Annotated in this window: 18 protein-coding genes; 10 read left to right on the top strand and 8 right to left on the bottom strand. The window is 67.5% G+C overall.

Features of this window, described 5'->3' with window-relative positions:
- Positions 1-87: 87 nt before the first annotated feature.
- Entirely contained in the window at positions 88-2532 is a 2445-nt protein-coding gene (locus tag ACFTSF_RS08340) for a YfhO family protein (RefSeq protein ID WP_380153211.1), read from the top strand.
- Here ACFTSF_RS08340 and ACFTSF_RS08335 read toward each other — a convergent pair.
- Both ACFTSF_RS08335 and ACFTSF_RS08330 read right to left on the bottom strand, forming a co-directional pair.
- Positions 2509-3174: an HAD family hydrolase gene (locus ACFTSF_RS08335; protein WP_380153210.1), complete on the bottom strand. Its 666-nt coding sequence runs from the start codon at positions 3172-3174 to the stop codon at positions 2509-2511. The genes ACFTSF_RS08340 and ACFTSF_RS08335 overlap by 24 nt on opposite strands.
- 47 nt (positions 3175-3221) lie before the next feature.
- Positions 3222-3662, bottom strand: a complete 441-nt coding sequence (locus ACFTSF_RS08330; protein WP_344147187.1) for an AsnC family transcriptional regulator — start codon at positions 3660-3662, stop codon at positions 3222-3224.
- An 83-nt stretch (positions 3663-3745) separates the two neighbouring features.
- Here ACFTSF_RS08330 and ACFTSF_RS08325 point away from each other — a divergent pair, with 83 nt between their 5' ends.
- From ACFTSF_RS08325 to ACFTSF_RS08315, 3 genes are read left to right on the top strand one after another with little or no spacing between them, the layout of a single operon-like run.
- On the top strand, positions 3746-4666 hold the full coding sequence (locus ACFTSF_RS08325; protein ID WP_344147848.1) for a 5'-3' exonuclease H3TH domain-containing protein: 921 nt from the start codon (positions 3746-3748) through the stop codon (positions 4664-4666).
- Positions 4663-5862 (top strand): M20 family metallopeptidase, encoded by a 1200-nt coding sequence (locus ACFTSF_RS08320; protein ID WP_380153209.1) that lies wholly within the window; start codon positions 4663-4665, stop codon positions 5860-5862. Before ACFTSF_RS08325 ends, ACFTSF_RS08320 begins: the two co-directional genes overlap by 4 nt.
- Before the next feature lie 49 nt (positions 5863-5911).
- On the top strand, positions 5912-6745 hold the full coding sequence (locus tag ACFTSF_RS08315; protein ID WP_380153208.1) for an alpha/beta fold hydrolase: 834 nt from the start codon (positions 5912-5914) through the stop codon (positions 6743-6745).
- Here ACFTSF_RS08315 and ACFTSF_RS08310 read toward each other — a convergent pair.
- Genes ACFTSF_RS08310 through ACFTSF_RS08285 form a run of 6 tightly spaced genes read right to left on the bottom strand, consistent with a single transcriptional unit; the run spans position 6700 to position 14153 of the window.
- Positions 6700-7692 carry a nucleoside hydrolase gene (locus ACFTSF_RS08310; protein ID WP_380153207.1) on the bottom strand — a complete coding sequence of 331 codons (993 nt, stop codon included), beginning with the start codon at positions 7690-7692 and terminating at the stop codon, positions 6700-6702. The two genes, ACFTSF_RS08315 and ACFTSF_RS08310, sit on opposite strands and share 46 nt — an antisense overlap.
- Positions 7622-8944 (bottom strand): hypothetical protein, encoded by a 1323-nt coding sequence (locus tag ACFTSF_RS08305; protein WP_380153206.1) that lies wholly within the window; start codon positions 8942-8944, stop codon positions 7622-7624. Before ACFTSF_RS08305 ends, ACFTSF_RS08310 begins: the two co-directional genes overlap by 71 nt.
- A gap of 50 nt (positions 8945-8994) precedes the next feature.
- Positions 8995-11019 carry an ABC transporter ATP-binding protein gene (locus ACFTSF_RS08300; RefSeq protein ID WP_380153205.1) on the bottom strand — a complete coding sequence of 675 codons (2025 nt, stop codon included), beginning with the start codon at positions 11017-11019 and terminating at the stop codon, positions 8995-8997.
- Positions 11016-12749, bottom strand: a complete 1734-nt coding sequence (locus tag ACFTSF_RS08295; RefSeq protein WP_380153204.1) for an ABC transporter ATP-binding protein — start codon at positions 12747-12749, stop codon at positions 11016-11018. The genes ACFTSF_RS08300 and ACFTSF_RS08295 overlap by 4 nt, the downstream gene beginning before the upstream one ends.
- A gap of 3 nt (positions 12750-12752) precedes the next feature.
- On the bottom strand, positions 12753-13352 hold the full coding sequence (locus ACFTSF_RS08290; RefSeq protein WP_344147173.1) for a TetR/AcrR family transcriptional regulator: 600 nt from the start codon (positions 13350-13352) through the stop codon (positions 12753-12755).
- 42 nt (positions 13353-13394) lie between these two features.
- Positions 13395-14153, bottom strand: a complete 759-nt coding sequence (locus ACFTSF_RS08285) for a TetR/AcrR family transcriptional regulator (protein WP_380153203.1) — start codon at positions 14151-14153, stop codon at positions 13395-13397.
- Between the two features lie 160 nt (positions 14154-14313).
- On the opposite strand from ACFTSF_RS08285, the gene ACFTSF_RS08280 reads away from it, so the two are divergent.
- The 6 genes from ACFTSF_RS08280 to ACFTSF_RS08255 all read left to right on the top strand — a co-directional run bounded on the left by ACFTSF_RS08280 (position 14314) and on the right by ACFTSF_RS08255 (position 24162).
- Complete coding sequence (locus ACFTSF_RS08280; protein WP_380153975.1) at positions 14314-16206, top strand: ABC transporter ATP-binding protein; 1893 nt, start codon at positions 14314-14316, stop codon at positions 16204-16206.
- Positions 16207-16250: 44 nt separating this feature from the next.
- Complete coding sequence (locus ACFTSF_RS08275) at positions 16251-19031, top strand: DEAD/DEAH box helicase (RefSeq protein WP_380153202.1); 2781 nt, start codon at positions 16251-16253, stop codon at positions 19029-19031.
- Positions 19028-20254, top strand: coding sequence for a hypothetical protein (locus tag ACFTSF_RS08270; RefSeq protein WP_380153201.1), 1227 nt, complete (start codon positions 19028-19030; stop codon positions 20252-20254). The genes ACFTSF_RS08275 and ACFTSF_RS08270 overlap by 4 nt, the downstream gene beginning before the upstream one ends.
- A complete protein-coding gene (gene merB, locus ACFTSF_RS08265) occupies positions 20251-20961 on the top strand; it encodes an organomercurial lyase (protein ID WP_380153200.1) in 711 nt (236 codons plus the stop codon). The genes ACFTSF_RS08270 and merB overlap by 4 nt, the downstream gene beginning before the upstream one ends.
- Before the next feature lie 425 nt (positions 20962-21386).
- Positions 21387-22706, top strand: coding sequence for an ISL3 family transposase (locus ACFTSF_RS08260; RefSeq protein WP_380153199.1), 1320 nt, complete (start codon positions 21387-21389; stop codon positions 22704-22706).
- 958 nt (positions 22707-23664) lie between these two features.
- Entirely contained in the window at positions 23665-24162 is a 498-nt protein-coding gene (locus ACFTSF_RS08255) for a GNAT family N-acetyltransferase (RefSeq protein WP_380153198.1), read from the top strand.
- Positions 24163-24195 lie beyond the last annotated feature (33 nt).

Here is a 24195-nt window from a genome sequence, read left to right as displayed (position 1 = left end):
GGTGCGATCACTTCCGTGGCTCCTGCAACCTCTCGGTGCCTCCATTGCATTTGTCTGGCACAAGGCGATCGAGGGGGATCTTTGAGGATGCGGGCCCGGCGCTACTGGCCAGCCATGGTTGCGGGTGCTGCGGCCTCTGCCACGTTCGTCCTCAGCGGGATCATCCGCGGCACCTATCCGTTCGGCGACCGGACCCGCAGTACCAACGACCTCGGTCAGCAGTTCATCCCGATGGCCGCGCACCTGCGCGACGTCGTCACCGGCCAGGCCGCGGGCGATCTGGTGTTCAACTGGCAGAGCGGCTTCGGCGTCCCGTTCGTCGGCGACTTCATGGCGTACATCGGTTCCACGCTCTCCTGGATCGCGTTCGTCCTGCCGCGCGACCGGATCGACCTCGCCCTGTTCCTGATCGCCACGGCCGCGATCGGCATCGGGGCCGGCGCAATGACGGCGTACTTGCGGATGATCCGGCCGAGCGGGCCGGTCTGGATCGCGGTGGCAGCCGGGGCGTCGTACGGCGCCTGTTCGTGGTCGATCGACGATGCGGCGTACATGACCATCTGGCTGAGTGGGATGGTCGCGTTCCCGGTGTTGTGTCTGCTGTGCGAGTGGATCCTGCAGAAGCGGTCGATCGCCGCGATGGTGGTCACGCCGATCGTTGTCGCGCTGCTGTGGACCTCGCATTTCTACACGGTGTACATGGCAACGATCGGGGCCGGGATCGTCACCCTGGCACGTCTTCTGACGACCTCATCGACCTGGCGGGATCGACTGACCGGCGGTGTGCGGTGCGTTGTGGCGGTTGCCTTGGGCATCGGTCTGGCGGCGCCGTTGCTGGTGCCGACGTTCGCTCTGGTGAAGGCTGCGACGCCGAGTCCGCCCCAGGAGTTCCAGCGGGCCGGGATGCGGGAGTTCCTGTCGCGCCTGCTGGCCGGCACTGAGGGTGTCGGCACTAGCCCGAGCTTCGCCGTGGGCACTGTGATGCTGCTGCTCGCGTTGAGCTTCCCGTTCAACCGGGCGATCGCGGTACGGCAGCGGCTGGTCTGGACGCTGACGGTTGTGCTGACCGTGGTCAGCATGCAGGTGACGTTCACGCATCGGGCTTGGCACGGGTTCGATACGCCCCAAGGAAGTTCGTACCGGCAGGCGTTCGTGATCGCGGGGATGCTCGTGATCCTGGGCTGGATGTCCGCGAGTGAGATCACGAGATCGCGCTCTCTCGTGATCTCTCTCGCTCCCCCGGTACTCGTTCTCGGGCTTTACGTGTGGACGCGGGACGTGCGGCACATCACGCCAACCACGCGCGTCGTCGTACCGGTGTTGATCGGTGTCGCGGTGGTGGCTTGGTGGTTCAGTCGCTCACCTGGACGGTTGCGGTGGGGTGCCGTCGCGATTCTGATCGCCGCTGTGCTGGCGGAGGTGACGGTGTCGTCGGTGGCCATCGATGCCGCTCGGTACCCGCGGCTTTCGAATGCGGCGTTCTGGGGTGCTGATCACGAGCAGGTGCGGTCGCTGGTGCAGTCGATGGATGACTGGCCGCGGCATCGGACATCGCCGGGGCAGACGCTGACGTTCAACGATCCGATGCTGGTGGGTGGGCAGGGATCGCAGTACTACTCGAGCACCATCCCTCACACGACCTCGCGCGCGCTGATCGCGCTGGGATTCGGCTACACGTCGTACGGTCGCGCTCTCTACGATCCCGAGAACCCCGTCGTCGACGCCGTCTTCGCAATCCGCGGCCGTGTGATCCGCGGTCCGAAGCTGGTCACGCAGGACGCGGTGGCGCCGCTGGTCACGATCCGCCCTGCTTCCCCGTGGAAGTCGTCTGATCCCGGGCCGTACGGCGTTCAGGAAACCGCTCTCGGAGCCGACGTCTATACCGTGCCTCCGGTGTCCCCGCTGAAGATCGAACCTGGCGCCACCGCGAGTCTCGTCGCCTCGTGCCAGCCTGGTGCCGAGGTCTACCTCACCGCGCCCCAGTACGTCGACCTCCTGATCGACGGGACCTGGAAACCGACCCTGCGCGACCGGCGCCCTGGTATCTACAGCGGCGCTCCCGTGACCCGAGTCGGCACGGCGGACACCAGCGGCAACGTCCGCGTCGACATCAAGGCGCACCAGCGGACCACCATCCCCAGCGGCGCCCTGGCCTGCCTAGACCGCACCCGCCTGACCGCCGCCGTACGCGACCTCACGGAATCCGCACCGGGCGTTGTAGACGTCGGCGGTCATGCCATCCGGATCCAGCGCCTACCGGGCCGCGCCGCAACCGTGGCCGTCGCCGTTATCAGCATCAAGGGCTGGCGCTGTAGCGTCGACGGCAGACCAACCACCCCGATCAGCCACGCCGGTCTCCTGACCGTCGCCGTAGGACCACGCGCCTCCGAGGTCGCCTGCACCTACCGCCCACCCGGTACCCGCCTCGGCCTGGCAGCCGGCGCAGGCTCCCTCGCTGCCCTGCTGTTCCTCACAGCCCTCCTCACCTGGCACCGACGGCGAGCCGCCTCACGCCACGATGAGAGCAGGTAGCTCGGCAAACGTGTTGATGGTTTCACCGGGCCAAGCCGGGTGGCTGTTGGAGTGCTCCAGCGTGCGGATCGTATGCATACCGAGCGCCGCCGCAGCCGACAACTCGTTGTCCCGCCCGTCGCCGACGTAAACGCATTCGGATGGCGCGACACCGAGCGCCATACACGCGGCGAGGTAAATGGCCGGCTCGGGCTTGGCCGCACCAAGCTCCGACGAGAAGGCCGTCGTGTCGAAGTACGGCGCGAGCGGGCTGTCACCCCACTGCAGCTGAGTCTCCGTGGTGATGTTGCTGACCAACCCGATCCGCCACCCATCAGCACGCAACTTCGCAAGCGTCCCAAGAGTCGCCGCCGGCGGCCCCTGCATCAGCCGCCGAGTAAGCCCGCGCCGAAGATTAGTTGCCTCCAGCACCTGCTCGTCACTGGGTTCCCCACCGGCCCGCTCGGCAATCAACCGAACGGTCGTCTCCAGGTCGCCGTACACGCCGGTAAACCGCTCATAAGCAGCCGCATCGAACTCCCGAGCAAACCGAGCCGCATCCACCCCCAGCACCCGAGCCATCGCCTCATTCAGCACCCCCCGCTCGGCATCCCCACCCGGAATCAACGTGCTGAACAAATCACTCAAAAGCACCCGACGCATCCCCAGACCCTACCTGGGTCGACGATCTCGGCGACCGGTTCACCGCACTAGAGAGCTGGGGGGCGGCGTTCGTACGGGGTGCTGAGGACGATGGTTGTGGTGGTGGAGACGTTGGCGCGGGCGCGGATGACGGCGAGGAGGTTCTCGAGGGCGGCGGGTGAGGCTACGCGGACGATCAGGACGTAGCTGGAGTCGCCGGCGACGGAGTAGCAGGACTCGATCTCGCGGACGTCGCGGAGGCGTTCGGGTGAGTCGTCGGGCTGGGAGGGGTCGATCGGGCGGATCGCGATCAGGGCGCTCAGGGGCAGGTCGAGGGCGGTGTGGTCGATCAGGGCGGCGTACCCCTGGATGATGCCGCGCTGCTCGAGGCGCTTCACCCGCTGGTGCACCGCAGAGGTGGACAGGCCGGTGGCCTTGCCCAGGTCGGTGAAACTCATCCTGCCGTCGGATGCGAGCAGGCCGACGATCTTGCGGTCCAGGTCCTCCATCCTGGAGACCCTACTGCCGCGAGACCCCGGCATGAAAGCATCCCCTCATGGCTGAGATGGATCCTGGGACAGGACAGCGGCTGATGCTGCTCGACACCGCCTCGTTGTACTTCCGCGCGTTCTTCGGCGTGCCGGACACGATGAAGGCCGCCGACGGTACGCCGACGAACGCGATCCGCGGGTTGCTGGACTTCATCGCCCGCCTGGTCGAGAACCACCGTCCGACCCATCTGGTTGCCTGCTGGGACGACAACTGGCGGCCGTCGTGGCGGGTCGCGCTGATTCCGTCGTACAAGGCGCAGCGGGTGGAGTACGTGTCGCCGAAGGGTGACCAGGTCGAGGACGTTCCGGACCGGCTGGAGGTGCAGGTGCCGTACATCCGCGCCTGCCTGGACGCGCTCGGCATCGCGATCGTGGGCGCGGCCGACCACGAGGCCGACGACGTGATCGGCACGCTGTCGCACCAGGCGCAGATGCCGGTCGATGTCGTGACCGGTGACCGGGACCTGTTCCAGCTGATCGACGACAGCCGTGGCGTGCGGGTCGTCTACACCGCGGCCAAGGGGGTCGGGCGGGCCGAGGTGTATGACGAGAAGGCGCTGCTCGCGAAGTATGAGATCCCCGCGAACCGGTACGCCGACTTCGCGACTCTGCGCGGGGATGCGTCCGACGGGCTGCCTGGCGTCAAGGGGGTGGGCGAGAAGACGGCCGCGTCGCTGATCACGGCGTACGGGGATCTGGACAGTATCCGTGCGGCCGCTGCCGACCCCAGTACGCCGATGTCGGCTTCGGTGAAGCGGAAGATCCTGGACGCGGCCGACTACCTCGATGTCGCGCCGAAGGTGGTCGCGGTCGCCAAGGACGCGCCGGTCACCGTCGCGAACTTCTCGATCCCGCGGCAGGTGCAGGACCCCGAGCGCTGGCTGGACCTGGTCGAACTGCTCGAGCTGGGCAGCAGCGCCCAGCGGGTGATGACCGCCCTCAACCTCGGCCCGAAGTCGTGACGGCCACTCAGGATCTCGCCCGGAGCTTCGGCGACGAGATCATCGCGCTTCGCCGCGCCCTGCACCAGGTGCCGGAGTACGACCTCGACCTGCCGAAGAGTCAGCAGCTCATCCTCGATGCGCTCGCCGGTCTGCCGCTCGAGATCACTCTCGGCAAGGAGCTCTCCTCGGTCACCGCCGTACTGCGAGGAGGCGGCGGGCCCGGACCAGTCGTCCTGCTCCGCGGTGACATGGACGCATTGCCGGTCACCGAGCGCGTCGACGTACCGTATGTGTCGCAGCACCCAGGCATGATGCACGCCTGCGGCCACGACCTGCATGTGGCCGGCCTGGTCGGCGCCGCGAAGGTCCTGTCGGCGATGCAGGCTGAGCTGACCGGTGACGTGGTCTTCATGTTCCAGCCGGGTGAGGAGACCAGCGGCGGCGCGCCGATCATGATCCGCGAGGGTGTTCTCGACGCCGCGGGTCGCCGGGCGGATGCCGCCTACGGTCTGCACGTCGGTTCTGCGGTGCAGCCGCTGGGGATGTGGAGCAGTCGGCCCGGTTCGTTCATGGCCGCGGCCGACCAGCTCCACGTGCGTGTCGTCGGCGCGGGGACGCATGGATCGACGCCGTTCCGCGGCAAGGACCCGATTCCGGTGGCCTGCGAGATGGTGACCGCGCTGCAGACGATGATCACGCGGCAGTTCGATGTGTTCGATCCGGTGGTGCTGACCGTTGGGCGGATCGCGGGCGGTACGAAGGAGAACATCATCCCGGACGACGCGTTCTTCGACGCGACCGTGCGGACGTTCTCGGAGGAGACCCGGGCCAAGATCCAGCAGACGTCGACGCAGCTGGTCGAGTCGATGGCGGCCGCGCACGGGCTGGTCGCGGAGGTCGAGTACCTGATCGGCTACCCCGTCACCGTCAACAACCCCGACGAATTCGCCTTCGCCCGCGACACCATCATCGATCTCTTCGGCGCCGACCGCTTCCGCGAACGCGCCCACCCGCGCTGCGGCGCCGAGGACTTCTCCTACATCCTCAACGAGGTCCCCGGCGTCTACGTCAACCTCAGCGCCTGCCGCTCCGCCGAACCCGACAAGGCGGCCGACAACCACTCCCCCTTGGCCGACTTCGACGACTCCGTCCTCCCCGACGCCGCCGCCCTGCTGGCCGAACTCGCCGTACGGCGTCTGGCCCGCGGCATCTAGGGAATCTTCCCGATGCGCGCCTGCCCCGTGGTCGTCCACACTGCGGGGCATGCGCGGACATTACGTCGAGGTCTCTGAGGGCTACCTCTACTGCGAACAGCACGGCGATGGCGGCCCCGACGTCGTCCTCCTGAACGGCGGCCTGGCCGACACGCGGATGTGGGATTCGACCGTCCCGTGGCTGGCCAAGTTCGCCCGGGTGACCACGTGGGACTACCGCGACAACGGCCTGTCGTCGGTGTCGTGCGGCCCGTACGACGAGATCGCGGACCTGCTCGCCGTACTGGATGCCGCCGAGATCGACCGCGCCGTCCTGATCGGTTCCTCGGACGGCGGTCGTCGCGCCCTCGCGTTCGCGCACCGGCACCCCGAACGAGTGGAACGGGTGTGCGCGCTAGCGCCGTCGTTCGGTGAGTTCCCCGACCCGAACCCGGAGGAGGAGGCCGCCCGCGTCACCATGCGAACTCACTTCGCCGAGATCGCCGACCTCCTCGAAACCGAAGGCATCCCCGCCGCAGCAGCCCACGACATCGACGGCTGGTGCCCCCAAGTCACCGAACCCGACCGCCGCCTACTCACCGCCCTGGCCGTAGCCAACGCGCGCATCCTGACCATGCCCGTAGCCCACAACCAGGAGTTGGACCCACCCATCAAGACCTGCTTCGCCGAACTACAACCCCCGATCCACGTCCTAGTCGGCAAACACGACTTCCAAGGCACCCAACTCTGGGCCCACCGCCTAGCCGCCCAAGCCCCCACCGCCACCCTCTCGGTCCTCCCCCACGCCGACCACATGCCCATGTTCTCCGCCCCCGCCGCCTTCCGCGAATGGATCACTCACCACGCAAGAGCGGCCGCCAGCCACGCCATGAACGCCGGGTAATCGACGCTGACCGACATCTCGATCTCGACGCCGTCGTCACTGCGGCTCATCCGAGCCAGATCGTCGAGAGCGACGCGTTCCGTCGCAAAGCGGATTCCCGGCCACAGCATGGCTGCCGCCAGCGTCATGGCGTCGTGCTGCATCGACCCCGGATACCGCTGCAGCCAGCGATCCGTGTGAGTTCTCAGGACCTTCGCCCAGTCCGGCGAGTCGGGCTCGGCCCAGCGTTTGTACAGCGGCGATGCGGTCGTGATCTCCGTTGCCGGATTGAAGGTCACATCCGACACCACGTAGGCCGCCTCCCATCGCTGCAGGATCGGCACCATCCGGATCGCCGCCGCGGGATCCATCCGGAAGTTGTGCTCAGCCCGCGAAGGGTCGCGATAGACGATCGCTCCGCCCATCTGCGTCACCTGCAACTGCGCAAGCAGCTCCGGCCGCGCGTCCTGCACTGCGGCGAGATTGGTCAGTGGCCCCATACCCACCCACCGAACCGGACCCTCGACACCCGCGCACGCCTCGGCCACAGCCTCCACGACATCGGTCCGCTGCCCCGGCGCCGATGCCGGCGTGACCCCCTCCATGAACCACAGCCGCCGGTTTCCCAGATCGGCCCCTGCAACAACCTCCACATCGGTCCGCCCCACCAGATCCAGCAGGTACCGCACGAACCGGGCCCGCTCCCCCGCCACCTCGTCGCCCGTCACCACCAACCGCAACTCCGGCACCCGCAACCCCGCGACCACCAAGGCAACCGCGTCATCGGGATCACCGCCGCAGTCGGTATCGATGATCATCGGAGCCCTCGCCACGCCCGGCACCCCGCTCGGCGGCGGACCTGTCTCCAACAGCGACTCGGTCAGGTCCCCGAACTCGTCAAAGGTCTCGCCCAGTCCGGCCAGGGCCGTCCATTCCTCGCGGGGGTCTTGGCCCCGGGTCCTGCCCATCCCAACCTCCTGTGGCTTGTACCGAGCTGAGCACATTCTGTACGAACACCCGTTTGTCGTCGTCGCTGGCGCACTGGTCGAAGGCCGCCCACAGCTTGGCGCGAGCGCCGAGGGGCAAGAACGCGTGCTCCAGCGTTCGCTGAAGTTGTTGCACCTGCTGCTTGTCGGTCCGGTGGACGAACGAGTCGAGGAATTCCGTCAGCCGTGGGTCCCCAGGCGTGCCGGCGATCCAGGCCCGGATCTCGGTCCGATACCGTCGCGCCTCGTCTTCGAGCCGCGGCCGGTACTCGCGCCCGGCATCCCGGGACGCCGCAGCAATCCGCGCGCGGTCCGCAACCGCGTGAAGGTTGACGACCTTGACTCCCTCACGAACTCGCGGAGCCCACAGCCGCGGTGAGATTCGCCCATGGCTCAAGCCGGCCACCAACGCTTCCTCGTTGCGCTGCAACATCTGCGCCGGGCCGAACTCACCGATCGACACCGGACTGGTCATCGGACCATCGAGCAACTCCTCGATGCTGTTGATCGCGAGCTGATGGGCGAAGGTGTTGGCCTCGTCGTCCGGGAGCTCGTAGAAAGGCTTGCCCTGACGTGATTCGGCAGCGCTGAGGTGGACCTCGTACCCCTTCTTGCTGCCCGGGTGCGGATCGTGCGGCGACTCGCCGAAGAACGCATACCTCCCGGTGAACGTCGTCGCCGGGTAGACGGCCGACAGCAACTCCTGCACGGTGCCCTTGAAGCTGGTGTCGAACAGCGTGACCCGACTTCCCGGCCGGCTCACCGGAACCCCGCCACGGCGCAGATACCGGTCGAGCGCACGGAAACCGCCGACCGTGTCCGCCGGGCGGACCCGCGACGCCACCCTGCGATAACCGTCCACCTGAGGAAACGTCTGCCCCGCGTGGCGTTCCAGATCCTGCAGCGCGTTCTCGACCACAGCCCGCGAAAGCACCAGGTTCGCAATATGCTTCCGCGCGAAGCGGCGATCGAGCCGGTACATCGCCAACGCAAGGCTGTGACCGTCCCGTCCCAGAGCCACAACCCTGTCCACGCGTCCGGAACCGACGTCAGAGCGCAGATCCGCGAGCATGTCATCGGCGACTCTGACCATCAAGGGCGCCGAGAACTCGAAGGTCACCCGGTACGCGTCGCGCAGGATGTCGACCTCGTCGGCACTCAGGCCCAGCGCCCGCACAACGTCCGCGGCGAGCTTGTCGCCGCGCGCCATGTACTCCCTGTCCTCGCCGTTCATGGATCTAGTAAGTCATGAACGGCGAGGACGCCGCGGAAGTTATCCACAGGTCAGCTGCGGAGGGCTCCTGCTGGGCCTGCGGGGACGGGGGCGGCGTCTATGTCGGCTACGGCGCCGCTGAACTGGGCGTTGTAGAGGCGGGCGTAGGCGCCGTCGATGGCGAGGAGTTCTCGGTGGTTGCCTTGTTCGACGATGGCTCCGTTCTCCATGACGAGGATCAGGTTGGCGTCGCGGATGGTGGAGAGGCGGTGGGCGATGACGAAGCTGGTTCGGTCGGAGCGGAGGGCTGCCATGGCCCTTTGGACCAGGACTTCGGTGCGGGTGTCGACCGAGCTGGTGGCCTCGTCGAGGATCAGCAGCTGGGGGTCGGCCAGGAAGGCGCGGGCGATGGTGAGCAACTGCTTCTCGCCGGCGCTGACGTTGCTGCCTTCCTCGTCGATCACCGTGTCGTAGCCGTCGGGGAGGCTGTGGACGAAACGGTCGACGTATGTCGCCTTGGCCGCCGCGAGCATGTCGTCCTCGGTGGCGTTGAGGTTGCCGTAGAGGATGTTGTCGCGGATGGTGCCGCCGAAGAGCCAGGTGTCTTGGAGGACCATGCCGATGCGCGAGCGGAGGTCGTGGCGGGTCAGCTCGGTGATGTCGATGCCGTCGAGGGTGATGCGGCCGCCGTTGAGTTCGTAGAAGCGCATGATCAGGTTGACCAGGGTGGTCTTGCCGGCGCCGGTGGGGCCGACGATTGCGACTGTCATGCCGGGTTCGGCGACGAGGCTCAGGTCGGTGATCAGCGGGGTATCGGGGTTGTAGGAGAACGAGACGTGCTCGAACTCGACCCGGCCGCGCGCTTGCGTGACGGTCTCCGGTGTTGCGTCCTCCGGGACCTGCTCCTCGGCGTCGAGGACCTCGAAGACGCGCTCGGCCGAGGCGACACCGGACTGCAGCAGGTTCGCCATCGAGGCGACCTGGGTCAGCGGCTGGGTGAACTGGCGCGAATACTGGATGAACGCCTGCACGTCACCCAGCGACAGCTGACCAGACGCGACGCGTAGACCGCCGACGACCGCGATGACGACGTAGTTCAGGTTCCCGACGAACATCATCAGCGGCATGATCAGACCGGAGATGAACTGCGCCCCGAACGCGGCCTGGTACAGCTCGTCGTTCTTCACCTTGAACGACGCCTCGATCTCCTTCTGCCGGCCGAAGACCTTCACCAGCTCGTGCCCGGTGAACGCCTCCTCGATCTGGCCGTTCAGCGCGCCCGTGTGCCGCCACTGGGCGACGAACTTCGCCTGCGACCGCTTGGCGATCACCGCGGTGACGATCATCGAGATCGGGATCGACACCAGCGCGATCAGCGCCAGCAACGGCGAGACCACGAACATCATGGTCAGTACGCCGATCACCGTCAGCAGCGAGGTGAGCAGCTGGCTCAGTGTCTGCTGGAGACTGGTCGAGATGTTGTCGATGTCGTTGGTGACCCGGCTCAGCAGCTCACCGCGCGGCGCACCGTCGAAGTAGCTGAGCGGTAGCCGGTTCAGCTTGTCCTCGACCTCGGACCGCAGGTCGAACACGGTCCGCTGGACGACGCCGTTCAGGATGTAGCCCTGCATCCAGGACAGGAAGAACGCACCGATGTAGAGCGCCAGCACCAGCATCAAAACGTTGCGCAGGGCATCGAAGTCGATCCCCATCCCCGGGATCAGGTCGACGCCTTGGAGCAGGTCGGCGAGCCGGCCGTTGCCGGCGGCGCGGGTCTGCTCGATGACCTGCTCTTTGGTCATTCCACTCGGGAACCTCTTGCCGATGAAACCGGCGAAGATGATGTCGGTCGCGCGACCGAGGATCTTCGGCCCCAGCACCGCCAGGCCGACGCTGAAGATCGCCAGTACGACGACGCCGGACACCTTCAGGCGGTGTGGGCGCAGCCGCTTCAGCAACCGCTTGGCCGACGGACCGAAGTTCATCGACTTGTCCCCCGGGATACCTCCCGGCGGCCCGAACGCCCGGCCGGTATTCGGCCGATCGGTCGCCTTCACAGTCTGTTTCCCCTCGGGGACAGCTGCTTCCTCGCTCATGCTGCCTCCTCCGCAGAACGCTGGGACTCGACGATTTCGACGTACGTCGGACAGGTGTCGAGCAGCTCGTCATGCCGGCCCTTGCCGACGATCGCGCCGTCCTCGATCACGATGATCTGGTCGGCGTCGACGATCGTGGACACGCGTTGCGCCACGATCACCACACACGCCTCCCGGGTTTCCGGCCGCAGTGCCGCGCGCAGGCGGGCGTCGGTGGCCAGGTCGAGTGCCGAGAACGAGTCGTCGAACAGATAGATTTCAGGTTTGCGAACGAGCGCCCGCGCGATCGCCAGCCGCTGGCGCTGACCACCGGACACGTTCGTGCCGCCTTGGGCGATCGGCGATTCCAGTCCCGCCGGCATCGCCTCGACGAAGTCCTTGCCCTGGGCAATCTCCAGCGCAGCCCACAACTCGTCGTCGGTCGCCTCCGGATTGCCGTACCGCAGGTTGCTCGCGACCGTCCCGGAGAACAGGTACGGACGTTGCGGTACCAGACCGATGCGCTCCCAGAGCGCCTCCGGCTCGATCTCCCGTACGTCGATTCCGTCGACCAGCACCCGGCCTTCAGTCGCATCCATCAACCGCGGTACCAGCGAGAGCAGCGTCGTCTTGCCGGCGCCGGTGCTCCCGATGATCGCGGTCGTCTGGCCCGGCGATGCCACGAAATTGATGTCCCGCAGTACCGGCTCGGCCGCGCCCGGGAACTTGAACGAGGCGTGCTCGAGACTCAACTGACCGCGTCCGGTGAAGGACTTGATCGGCGTGGCCGGCGGCCGCACCGACGAATCGGTCTGCAGCACCTCGGAGATCCGGTCCGCGCAGACCGAGGCCCGCGGCACCATGATCATCACGAAGGTCGCCATCATCACCGAGAACAGGATCTGAATCAGGTAGCTCAGGAACGCCGTCAGTTCGCCGACCTCCATCGCGCCGCTCTCCACCCGGGAGGCGCCGAACCAGAGCACCGCGATACTCGACACGTTCAGGATCAGCATCACGACCGGGAAGACCAGGGCCATCAGCCGGCCGGCCCGCGTCGCGGAGTCGGTCAGATCCGCATTGGCCGAGGCGAACCGCTTGGTCTCGTGCGGTTCGCGGACGAACGCCCGGACCACCCGGATACCGGTGATCTGCTCACGCAGCACGCGGTTCACACCGTCGACGTACTTCTGCATGCGCTGGAACTGCGGCACCATCCGGCTTGCGATCAGCCCGATCGATGCGGCCAGCAGCGGCACCGCGACGGCGACCAGCCAGGCCAGACCGGCCTCCTCACGGATGGCCATGAACAGACCGCCGACCATCGTGATCGGTGCGGCGACCAGCATCGTGCAGGTGGTGACGACGAGCATCTGCACCTGAGTGACGTCGTTCGTGCTGCGCGAGATCAGTGTCGGCGCGCCGAACTGGTTCACCTCACGAGCGGAGAACTCGCCGACCCGGTGGAACACCGCGGCCCGGACGTCACGCCCGAACAGCGCGGCCGTCTTGGCGCCGTAGTACACCGCGACGACCGTACAGAGAATCTGGATCAGGCTGACACCGAGCATCCAGCCCCCGGTGCTCATGATGTAACCGGTGTCCCCCTTGGCCACGCCGTTGTCGATGATGTCGGCGTTCAGGCTGGGGAGGTAGAGGGAGGCGATCGTCCCGACCAGTTGCAGGACGACCACCAGGGACAGGTATCCCGCGTACGGACGCAGGTGCGTACGCAAGAGTCGAACTAACATCGATCATCCCCTGAGTGGTGTGCGGACACCGTCGAGCGCGAAGTCGACGATCTCCTCGGCGGTCAGCACCTGGCCGCCGGAAATCATTGGGTGGGTCGCGGAGAAGGTGATCATGTGCAGCCGGCGCACGACCTCCTCGGGCGAGAAGCGCAGCTGGTCCGCGTCCGGGCGCAGCAGGTCGGCGAAGGCCAGGTTCACCAGATCGGACTGCCGCTTACGCCGTGCCTCGTCCATCGGCGTCTGCAGCTTCGGGTCCGGCGGCCGGGCGATCCGCATCGCGAACATCAACCGGAACACCCCGCGCAGCCGCCGCTGGCCGACCTCGACCGCGGCGATCATCCGCTCCCGCAGCGGCAGCGCCGGGTCGACGGCCAGCAGTTCTTCGAGCAGGCCGCTGCTGTCGAAGGCCTTGGCCATCGCGGCGTCGATCAGCGACTCTTTGCTGCCGAACGCGCGGAAGATCGTCCCCTCGGCGATCCCCGCCGCCTCGGCGATCTGCTTGGTGCTCACATCCGATCCGTGCTCCTCGAGCAACGGCAATGCGGCCGCGATGATCGCGGCGCGGCGCTCGTCGGGCGGCAAAGGCGTGGCTCGTGGTGTCACCTGAACGACATTAACTGAGTGAGTACTCACTCACAACTGTATTTACGAGCGATCTTCCACGAGTGCCGCGACTCCGTCGAGCAGCCGGGCCAGGCCGTACTCGAAAGCGTGATCCGAGTCGTACGGCGCGTCGAATTCCTCCCCGACCGTACTTCCGACCCGCGTCGACAGCGGGTAGCTGTCGATATCGGCGATCCGGTCCAGATGCGGCACGTGCGCCAGCCACCACTGCTTGTCGGTCATCCCCGAGTGCTGAATGACCTGCCGCGCCTCGACCGCCGTCCGGACCGCGCCGTGCACATAGCCGTTGATCAGCGCGACCGTCGCGTCCATCTCGACATCGGTCAGCCCGATCCCCTCGACCGCGGCCAACTCGTACTCGTACTTCGCCATCACCTGCGGACCGAGTGGCGGCCGACTGACGGCGACCTGCAGCATCCAGGGGTGCTTCAGATAGAGCTCCCGGTTCTCCCGAGCCACCTCGTCGAGCTTGGCGCGCCAGTCCCCCGGTACGACGCGCTTCGGCAGCTCGCCGTACACGGTGTCGAGCATGACGTCGAGGAGCTCGCCCTTGCCGGGGATGTAGCGGTACAGCGTCATCGCGCCGGCGCCGAGCTCATCGGCGACCCGGCGCATCGACATCGCGGCAATCCCCTCCGCGTCGGCGATCCGGAGCGCGGCCTCGACGATGCCCTCGACGGTCAGCGCCGGCTTCGGGCCGCGGGTGGGCTGCGGGCGTCGGCGCCAAAGCAGTTCCAGGCTCTTCGCCGGATCCCCGCTCCCGCTGTACTCCTGGCTCATGTGCGTGATTCTCCCGGATCGGATATTCTTCGTACACTGTACCCAGTTCGATCGATGATTGACCTCAAGGTTTGTTGAGGTCATACGGTCGGAAACTGTCGGTGAGGTACGGAATCATCGACTCACCCGATCGACCGATGCTGTGGAGCCCGCTGTGAGTATGGAAATGACCGCGTGGAACTCGCTGTACCACGCCATGCACGCCTCTGACGACAGACGACCGTTCTCCAAGGAGACCCTGCTCCGGATCCTCGCGTTCGCGCGCCCGCACAAGCGGCAGCTGATCTCGTTCCTCGTGCTCAGCGTCGGCGCGGCGGTGCTCGCGGTGGCGACGCCGGTGCTGGCCGGCCGCGTGGTCGACGCCATCGTCGATCACAAGGCCGTCGGGACGGTACTGCGCCTGGCCGTGCTGATCGCGGTGATCGCGGTGGCCGAGGCCGGGATCAGCATGCTCACCCGCTGGCTGTCGTCCCGGATCGGTGAAGGGCTGATCCTCGATCTCCGGACTGCGGTCTTCGACCACATCCAGAAGATGCCGATCGCCTTCTTCACCCGCACGCGGACCGGCGCGCTCGTCTCCCGGCTGAACAACGACGTCATCGGCGCGCAGCGCGCGTTCAGCGACACGCTGTCCGGCGTGGTGAGCAACCTGGTCATGCTGGCGCTGACCCTCGTGGTGATGCTGCGCGTCTCGTGGCAGATCACGCTGCTCGCGCTGGTGATCCTGCCGATCTTTGTCATTCCGGCCCGGCGTGTCGGGAGCCGGCTGGCCGCACTCGAGCGGGAGGCGGCCAACTACAACGCCACCATGAGCACGCAGATGACCGAGCGGTTCTCGGCGCCCGGTGCGACCCTGGTGAAGCTGTTCGGGCGACCGGCACGCGAGTCGGCGGAGTTCGCGTCGCGGGCTCGTCGGGTGCGCGATATCGGCGTGCGGACCGCGATGGTGCAGTGGATCTTCGTCACCTCGTTGACGCTGGTGTCGGCGCTGGCGCTGGCCGTCGTCTACGGGCTCGGTGGCTTCTACGCGCTGCGCGATCAACTGGATGCCGGCGCCGTGGTCGCGATGGCACTCCTACTCACCCGCCTCTACGCGCCGCTCACCGCACTGGCGAGCGCGCGACTCGAGGTGATGACCGCACTGGTCAGCTTCGAGCGGGTCTTCGAGGTGCTCGACCTCAAGCCGCTCATCCAGGACAAGCCGGACGCCGGCAAGGTCCCCGAGGGTCCGGTCTCGGTCGAGTTCAGCAACGTGCACTTCGCGTATCCGTCGGCCGACAAGGTCTCGCTCGCCTCACTCGAAGAGGTCGCGAAGCTCGACACGCGCGGAGGCGTAGAGGTCCTGCACGACATGACGTTCCGGGCCGAGCCCGGTCAGATGGTCGCGCTGGTCGGATCCTCCGGTGCCGGGAAGTCGACGATCGCCCAGCTCATCCCCCGGCTGTACGACGTGGATTCGGGCTCGGTGCGGTTGGCGGACGTCGACGTACGGGATGTGTCGGCCGAGTCGTTGCGGGAGACGCTCGGCATGGTCACCCAGGACGGCCACCTGTTCCACGACTCGATCCGCGAGAACCTGCTGCTCGCGCGCCCCGAGGCGACCGAGGACGAACTGTGGGATTCGCTGCGGCGGGCCCGGCTCGAGGACCTGATTCGGTCGCTGCCTGATGACCTCGACACCGTCGTGGGTGAGCGCGGCTACCGGCTCTCCGGTGGCGAGCGGCAGCGGTTGACGATCGCGCGCCTGCTGCTGGCTCAGCCGCGGGTCGTCATCCTCGACGAGGCGACCGCCGCGCTCGACTCCACCAACGAGGCCGCGGTCCAGGCTGCGCTGACCGAGGCGCTCGCCGGTCGTACGGCGGTCGTCATCGCGCACCGCCTCTCGACCATCCGCGCCGCCGACCAGATCCTCGTGATCGAGGACGGCCGCATCGTCGAGCAAGGCACGCACACCAGCCTGCTCGCGGCCGGTGGCCGTTACGAAGAGCTCTACCGGACTCAGTTCGAGCAGCCAGGCGCCGGGCCGAGTGACGCGGAGGTGCTCACGGTCTGACGTAGCTGCGGTGACGGGGTCGAGGTCGGTCGGGACGGTTGGGAGTGCGGTTGTCTGAGTTGTCGGGGTGTGCGGTCGGGTTCGAGCCTGCGGATCCACCGCGGGACGGTCGGGTGGTGTTCTGGGATCCCGAGGGCGGCGAGTTGCCGCTCGGGGTCGGCGAGCAGGTCCGGCTCGACGTAGCAGTCGGATCGGGCGGGGCGCCGGGTTCGAGCACGATGGCCGGGGCGGGTGCGAGCTCGGTGCGCGGGATCAGCGTGCCGGTGGCGGACGCCGTACCGATGCTCGGGCGGATGCGGCGGGAGCCGGGTGCGCATCCGTCGGCGGCGTTCTGGGGTTCGGCCGCGGTGGCGGCGCTGCAGTTGGTTGCCCGGGGCAAATTGTTGCCTGGCGTCTCCCCCGACGGGTACGACGCGTGGCGGATGGGACCGTTGGAGCCGGCCGACGTCGCGCGGCTGGTTGCCCTCGCCGAAGCGATGCCAGCGACGGAGCTCCCCGGCGAGCTCGCGGCCGAGGGGTTGGTGCGGGCGTTCTGGGATGCGGTGGCGGACGGGATGCCACGCTCCCCCGCCGCCGCGAAGGCGCAGGGCGGTGGACTGTTCGCGGCGAAGGCTCCGCAGCCCGCTAAGGGTCTGCGGCGTTGGGCCGATGAGGTGTCGGTCGGGCTCGACAGCGGCGTGCGGGTCTCGCTGCGGATCGAGATGTCGGAGTCCCAGGCCTTTCACGCCGTCGTGCAGCTGCACAGCCTGAAGGATCCGACGCTGGTGCGGGATGCGGACGATGTCTGGGCCGCCGAGGTGCCGGGGTTCGGACCGCGGGCGCGGATCGACGCCACGCTGGCGATCCGCCGGGCCGGGCGGGTCTGGTCGCCGCTCGCGCGGTTGCTGGACGCCGCCGTACCGGATCAGTTGGAGCTGGCCGATGAAGAGGTCGCGGATCTGCTGGCTGGGTCCGGGCAGCGGCTGACTGCTGCCGGGATCGACCTGCACTGGCCGCGCAGTCTCGGGCGCGACCTCAAGGCGCGGGCGGCGATCACCACTCCCGAGCACCGGCCGAGTGACCTGCCGAGCTTCTTCGGTGGCGACGCGACGATGGACTTCCGTTGGCAGGTTGCCCTGGGCGACGATCCGCTGACCGAGGAGGAGCTGGATAAGCTCGCCGAGGCGACCCGGCCCGTGGTCCGGCTGCGTGACCAATGGATGCTGATCGACCCCGAGCTGGCCCGCAAGGCACGGGAGCGCATTCTCAAACCGGTCACCGCGATCGATGCGCTGAGCGCGGCGCTGACCGGGACCACCGAGGTGGACGGCCGGCAGATCAAGGTCGAGCCGACGGCTTGGCTGTCCGAGCTGCGGACCCGGATCGCTGATCCCGAGCGCGCTGACGAGCTGATCGACGTACCGGCCGGGCTGCAGGCCACGCTGCGCGACTACCAGCTGCGCGGTCTGCGTTGGCTCGCGCGGATGACGTCGCTCGGTCTTGGCGGCTGTCTTGCCGACGACATGGGTCTTGGCAAGACGATCACGCTGATCTCGCTGCACCTGCATCGGCAGGAGTCCGCCGGGACCGCCGGTCCGACCCTCGTGGTCTGCCCGGCGTCCTTGCTTGGGAACTGGGAGCGTGAGGTCAATCGGTTCGCGCCCGGCACCGCGGTACGGCGCTTCCACGGGTCGGCGCGGTCGCTCGAAGGGGCCGAGGACGGGTTCGTGCTGACGACGTACGGGACGTTGCGGCGCGACGCGGCCCGGTTGGGCGCGCATCGGTGGGGGCTCGTGGTCGCCGACGAGGCGCAGCATGTGAAGAATCCATCCTCGGGTACGGCGAAGGCGCTGCGGACTGTTCCGTCGCAGGCGCGCGTGGCGCTGACCGGTACACCGGTGGAGAACAACCTTTCCGAGCTCTGGGCGGTGCTCGACTGGACGACGCCCGGGCTGCTTGGGCGGCTCAGCACCTTCCGGACGCAGTGGGCGACGCCGATCGAGGCGGACAAGGACGAAGAGGTCGCGGATCGGCTGGCCAAGTTGGTCCGGCCGTTCCTGCTCCGGCGGAAGAAGTCCGATCCGGGGATCGCGCCGGAGCTGCCGCCGAAGACCGAGACGGATCAGACCGTTTCGCTGACGCGGGAGCAGGCTGTCCTCTACGAGGCGACCGTGCGCGAGCTGATGTCGGCAATCGCGGCCAGCGACCAGATGGCGCGCCGCGGCGCGATCGTGAAGCTGCTGACCGGGCTCAAGCAGATCTGCAACCACCCGGCGCAGTATCTGAAGGAGGGCGAGGACGCGCGGCTGACCGGGCGTTCGGGCAAGCTCGAGCTGCTTGATGAACTGCTCGAGACGATCGTCGCGGAGGACGGCGCGGTGCTCGTCTTCACCCAGTACGTCGCAATGGCGCGACTGCTCGAGCGTCACCTCGCCGGGCGTGGGATCGCGACCCAGTTGCTGCACGGCGGGACGCCGGTGCGGAAGCGGGAGGAAATGGTCGAGCGGTTCCAGGCGGGCGACGTACCGGTGTTCTTGTTGTCGTTGAAGGCGGCTGGGACGGGGCTCAACCTGACGCGGGCCGATCATGTCGTGCACTACGACCGGTGGTGGAATCCGGCGGTCGAGGATCAGGCGACCGACCGGGCGTACCGGATCGGGCAGACCAAGCCGGTGCAGGTGCACCGGTTGATTGCCGAAGGCACCATCGAGGACCGGATCGCGGCCATGCTCGCCGCCAAGCGGGAGCTGGCCGATGCTGTGCTGGCTGGCGGTGAGGCGGCGCTCACCGAGCTCTCGGATGCTGAGCTTGCTGATCTGGTCGAGCTGCGGGGAGGTCTGCGATGAGTACGGCACAGGGTTATCCGGCGTTTCCGGCTCAGCGGCGGAGTACGCGCGGTCAGTCGTGGTGGGCACGGGCGTGGGTCCAGGCGCTGGAGGACACCTCACTCGACAACACCCAACTCAAGAAGGGCCGCCGCTACGCGAACTCCGGTCACGTCGGGACGATCACCATCAGCCCCGGCCGGATCGGCGCGACGGTCTACTCCCCCGACGACACCTACGAGGTCGCCGTTCGGGTGGACGAGTTGAGTGAGGCCGAGTGGGATCAGTTCCTGGAGCAGATCGCGGCGCGGGCCGGGCACATTGCAGCTCTACTAGACGGTGAGATGCCGCAAGATCTCGTCGAGGCGGCGGAAGCCGCCGGGGTGGAGCTACTCCCAGGGATTGGCGACTTGGACCCGAGCTGCACCTGCGATGCCTGGGAGTTGCCGTGCCAGCACGCGGCGGGGTTGGCGTACCAAGTCGCTTGGTTGTTGGACTCCGATCCGTTCGTGCTGCTGCACGTTCGTGGGCGATCACGCGAGGTACTGATCGATCAGTTGGTGGCTCGCTCGACGGGACCGGAGGCTCATGCTGAGGTTGAGGATGAGGTCGGAGCTGGGTCGAGCGTTAGGCATGCTGGGCTTGAGGGTGAGCTCACTGGCGCTGTCCTAGGCGCGTTGCCTGAGGTGCCTTCGGTGCCGCGGAAGGTGTTGGTCGAGGATTTGGCGGTGAGTGGGATTGAGCCGCCGGCGGGGATGGCAAACGGTGTGCTGCCGTTGCTGGTGTTGGATGCGTCGCGGCGAGCACGGGCGTTGCTGATCGCACTGCTGAACGGGACGGCGGAACCGCAGCCGCTGGATGAGTGGCAGGACGCGGTTCGGCTTGCGGCTGACTTTCCCGAGTTGCTGGCGCCATTTGCCGACGCGACTGGGCAGCCGGCTGAGCTGGGACTTGGTGTTCAAGCTTGGCGGTACGGCGGGGTTACCGGGCTCGACGTACTTGAGCACGCGTGGCAACCGACTGCTGGAGAGCTGGCCAGGGCTCGGACTGATCTTGTTGTGGAAGAGATCGGAGATGTTGTTGTGGCCGGCAACCGGCTGACGGTTGGGGATGACGCTCAGCTGCGGTTGGATCGGCGTGGCAACTGGCACGGCTACCGTTTGGTTGAGGACACCTGGACGCCGGCTGCACCTGCTTCGCCGGATCCGCTGTTAGCGCTGGAGGAGGCTGTCGCACAGGTATGACCGAGAACGAATCGACGAGCGTGCACGCCACGGAGCGGGTGCGGCTGGCGGTCTACCGCGGGTTTGCTCGGACCGGCCGTGCTCCGGGCGTGGACGAGCTCGCGGCGATCACCGAGCTCACGTCCGACCAGGTGCGGTCGGAGCTCGGCGCTCTGCACGCTAGCCACGACCTGGTGCTGGATCCGCAGGACGGCGACCAGATTGTGATGGCCCATCCGTTCGCGTCCGTGCCGCTCGGCTTCTCCGTCATGGGGGCGCGCACGCTGTGGTGGGGCGGTTGCGCCTGGGACTCATTCGCCTTGCCGCACCTGCTCCGGGATGAGCCCGATGTTCTCGTCGCCACCCGCTGCCCGGCCTGCGACAGCCCACACGCGTGGGTCGTCAACCGAGCGGCACCCCCGCAGGGCGACCAGGTGGCCCACTTCCTCACCCCCATGAGCCGCGTCTGGGACGACGTCGTCCACACGTGCGCCAACCAGCGCCTGTTCTGCTCCACCAACTGCGTCGACACCTGGCTGCATGGCACGGGACAGGAACGCGGCTATGTGATGGACCTCGGCACGCTCTGGCACTTCGCAAGCGACTGGTACACCGGCCGCCTCGACGCGGGCTACCGCCGCCGCGACCCCGCCGCCGCCAGCACCTACTTCGCCGAAGTCGGCCTCCGCGGTTCCTTCTGGCGGCTCCCCCAAGGCCCAGTGAGTTAAGGCCTCCACCGCGCCGGTACGACGTTGTGCGCGGGTCAGCCATGTACGCGGCTGACAGGTGGTCGATGCGTGCTCAAGGTGAGCCGGCCCGGCAACCTTGAGCACGGTTCGACCGTTTCAGCGGGGCTCGCGTGGTTGATGGGTGCTCAAGGTGAACTGGTCGGGGCGGCCTTGAGCACAGTTCGACCGTTCCGGCGGGGCTCGGGTGATTGATGGGTGCTCAAGGTGACTCGCCCGCGATGTCGGGGTCTCGCGGCTGCCCGGGTGCGTTGTCCGATGGGTTTTCGTCACCGAGTCCCCCCCCCCCGAAATCCGGCTCTTGTGACGTATCTGTGGGTGTTGTTGCGCGCCTGAATGAGCACACGCCGTTCTCTGCCTAGGTTTCTGAGCTGTCGAGGAACAGGAACCAGTGGCGGAGGAACGGCGTGCGTGGTGTCAGTTTATGGCGTGGTCTGCTGGGTGTGGAGCACACGGTGGTGGAGAGCGTGGTGTTCGAGGACGGTCCCGGTGGTGTGGTGGTGGTCGCGCGGGTGCGGCCGGTGGCCAGGCAGCGGCGGCGTTGCGGGCGGTGCCGGCGGCCGTGTCCGGGCTATGACAGCGGCGCTGGGCGGCGGCGGTGGCGGTCGCTGGACCATGGCGTCGCGATGATGTTCTTGGAGGCCGACGCGCCCCGGGTCCGTTGTCGTGAGCATGGGGTGGTGGTGGCCCAGGTGCCGTGGGCGGCCCACGATGCGGGACACACTCACAGCTTCGACCAGCAGGTCGCCTGGCTGGCGACCCGGACCTCGAAGGCGGCCGCCACCGAACTGATGCGGGTGGCCTGGCGCACTGTGGGCACGATCATTGCCCGGGTCTGGCGCGCGGCCGAGGCCCGCGCCGAAGCCGCCGGGGACGGGGACGGGCTGGACGGGCTGCGCCGGATCGGGATCGACGAGATCTCCTACCGGCGCAACTTCAAGTACCTGACCGTGGTCGTGGATCACGACACCGGGATCTTGGTGTGGGCCGGCGAGGGCCGCGATCGCGCTACCTTGCGCAGATTCTTCGACCATCTCGGCCCCGACCGGTGCACGCGGATCACTCACGTCTCAGCCGACGGCGCCGGCTACATCGACGAAGAAGTGGCCATGGCCTGCCCGCAGGCGGTGCGGGCAATCGATCCGTTCCATGTGGTGAAGTGGGCCAACGACGCCTTGAGCCGGGTCCGCATCGACGCCTGGAACGACGCCCGCGCACAGGCCCGCACCGAACCCCCACCACTGACGGGATGGGCCCGCCGGACCCAGACGCTGCCCGGCCGCGAACGAGCCCACGGCCTGAAGAACTCCCGCTACGCATTGTGGAAGAACCCCGACAACCTGACCATCCGGCAGAAAGCCAAGCTGCAGTGGATCGCCACCATCGACCGCCGCCTCTACCGGGCCTACCTACTCAAGGAAGGCCTACGGCTGATCTTCCAGCTCCCACCCGACCAAGCCACCGAAGCCCTGGACCGGTGGCTGAGCTGGGCCCGCCGCTGCCGCATCCCCGCCTTCACCAAACTGGCCAAAACCATCAAGGTCTACCAAACCCGGATCCTGGCCTCGATCCAGCACCAGATCTCCAACGGACCGGTCGAATCGGTCAACACCAAGATCCGCCTCCTCACCCGGACCGCCTTCGGATTCCACACCGCCGACCCCCTGATCGCCCTCGCCATGCTCCGCCTCGGACGCCACCACCCCACCCTCCCCGCACGAAACTGACCCACACATACGACAGGAGAGCCCGAAATCCCCTCGGATAACGCAGAACTCGAGCAGCACGCACCTCAGCCCCAGCCCGTCAGCCCCAGGCAGCGTGGAACCGTAGTCGCCGGCCTCGCCATCCGGCTCAGCCATCTGCTCGGCTCGCCGTCTGGTTTTTGTCGGCCGCCTTTGGCGGTCGAGTGGGGGTGCGGGCCGAAAGGTTCTCGGCCGGGGACGTGCGCGGTGGTTGATCGCCGCTTCCGGCCGAACTGGAAGACAGGGTGGCTGGGCGCCGCGGTGGCTGAGCCGGATGGCAACGTCGGCGACAGCAGCTACACGTCGCTTGAGGTTGCCGGGCGATGGCTGGGGAGGTTGAGGTTCCGTCGCTTGACAGTGACTGTTGGGGTGGATATTCGCCGTGCCTGGCCCAATTTCCTCCCCAAACCGGTATGGGGAGGGCTGGCACCGGGAGCGAGGGGATGTGGGGAGGGTTCACCCCCCGAATCCGTCTGTGTTCGGGGGTGGATCCGCCCCAGAACGCCGCGGGTGGAGCGCAGGTGCTCCCCGAACCGGTTGGGGAAGGGGATTCGGCGACCCGTTCGCCGGCAGGCTCCTAACGTCCGATCATCCGGAGACGGGCCCTCCGGTCTTTCGGACGTTAGGTGGGGGCCGCGGTTAACGTCCGACGATCCGGAGACCATGCGTGCGGGTTCTTCGGACGTTGTGGTGGGGAGCGGGATGCCGCATGGGTGGGCGTTGATTGACTCGCGTTGGGGCCTGCCAGACGGAGTGCTTTTCGCTGTTTGACCTGAGTCCCGGGCTCTCTGGCGGTTACTCAAGAGGTCTTGTGCAAGGTTTATTGCGCACACTGCGGAATCACCTGTTTTAGGGTGGGCGGGACTTCGGAGGAGGTGGGTTGATGACCGCGCGACGCGGGACCTCGGTCGACCCATCCCTTTTTCGAGAGGCTTCGAAGTTGTCTATTACCTGGAACACCCGTGTCGGGACGTCTGCTGACGAGCAGGTTCTGCGTGACATCACGTTGCAAGCGTTCGGCCGGCAGTACGAGGTCGACTACCTGGATGCATTGCGTGCCGAGCCGGCGACCTGGATCCCGGAGCTCGTTTGCGTGGCCACTGTCGATGACCGGCCTATTGCCTACGCACTGTTGACCCTCGCGGCGGTCGGCTCTACGCCGGTGTTGTCGTTGGGGCCGGTTGCGGTGGTGCCGGAGTATCAGCGGCAAGGGGCTGGTGACGCGGCTGTGCGGGCGGTGCTTGCCTTGGGCTCCGAGCGCACAGAACCAGCGGTGGTGGTGCTTGGGCACGACAACTACTACCCGCGGTTCGGGTTTCGGCAGGCTACCGAGTTCGGGATCCATCACCCGCAGTACGACGGGCCGAACCTGATGGCGCTCGCGTTCGGTGATCGCGTCGTGCCGGCGGGGCTGTTGACGTACTCCGTCGAAGGCTGACGAGAACCGGAAAGAGTTCGAAAGAAACTCGCC

The organism is Kribbella sp. NPDC056951 (assembly GCF_042674205.1).
Taxonomy (GTDB): Bacteria; Actinomycetota; Actinomycetes; order Propionibacteriales; family Kribbellaceae; genus Kribbella; species Kribbella yunnanensis.
The sequence above is the reverse complement of the archived record's forward strand: the minus strand, read 5'-3'. Positions and strand labels throughout refer to the sequence as shown.